Source organism: Kitasatospora sp. NPDC085464 (genome assembly GCF_044541955.1).
Taxonomy (GTDB): Bacteria; Actinomycetota; Actinomycetes; order Streptomycetales; family Streptomycetaceae; genus Kitasatospora.
Genome location: NZ_JBITTM010000131.1, coordinates 1 through 1,019 on the forward strand (window position 1 = coordinate 1; position 1,019 = coordinate 1,019).

Below are 1,019 nucleotides of genomic sequence, written 5' to 3' on the forward strand. Positions count from 1 at the left end.
CCCAGCAACTGCACCGCGTCCGTCGTGATCTCCATCGCCGCGTCCGACGCGTAGCACTTCGCCGCCGCACCGAAGAACGTCAGGTCACCGTCCCCGCGCTGCGACTTCGCCGCCGCCGCGTACGTCAGCTGCCGCGCCGCCTCCAGCTTCATCGCCATGTCCGCCAGCATGAACTGCACACCCTGGAACTCCGCGATCGCCTTCCCGAACTGCCGGCGCTCCTTCACGTACCCCTTCGCGTAGTCCAACGCCCCCTGCGCGATCCCGATCGCCTGCGCCGCGATCGTCACCCGCGTGTGGTCCAGCGTCTTCATCGCCGTCGCGAAACCCGTACCCTCCGCACCGATCATCCGGTCCGCCGGAATCCGCACGTTGTCGAAGTACACCTCACGCGTCGGCGACCCCTTGATCCCCAGCTTCTTCTCCGGAGCACCGAACGACACACCCTCGTCGCCCTTCTCCACCACGAACGCCGAGATCCCCTTCGACCGCAGCTCCGGATCCGTCACCGCCATCACCGTGTAGAACTCCGACACACCCGCATTGGTGATCCAGCGCTTCACACCGTTCAGCACCCAGAAGTCCCCGTCCCGCACCGCCCGGGTCTTCATCCCCGCCGCGTCCGAACCCGCCTCCGGCTCCGACAGGCAGTACGAGAACATCCCCTCACCCCGCGCCAGCGCCCCCAGGTACTTCGCCTTCAGCTCCTGCGAACCCGACAGCTGCACCGGCAACGACCCCAGCTTGTTCACCGCCGGGATCAACGACGAGGACGCACACACCCGCGCGACCTCCTCGATCACGATCACCGTCGCCAGCGCGTCCGCCCCCGCACCACCGAACTCCTCCGGCACGTGCACCGCATGCAGGTCATTGCCCTGCAACGCGTCCAACGCCTCCTGCGGGAACCGCCCCTGCTCGTCCACCTCCGCCGCGAACGGAGCGATCTTCGCCTCAGCCAGCGAACGCACCGCCTCACGGAGCATCTCGTGCTCCTCGGAGACACGGAAGAGATCGAA

General features: G+C 67.4%; 1 protein-coding gene. It reads right to left on the reverse strand.

The window, feature by feature from the left end; all coding sequences use genetic code 11:
• The coding region (locus ACIGG8_RS42915) for an acyl-CoA dehydrogenase family protein (RefSeq protein ID WP_396554001.1) at window positions 1–1,019 on the reverse strand (1,019 nt) is incomplete at both ends.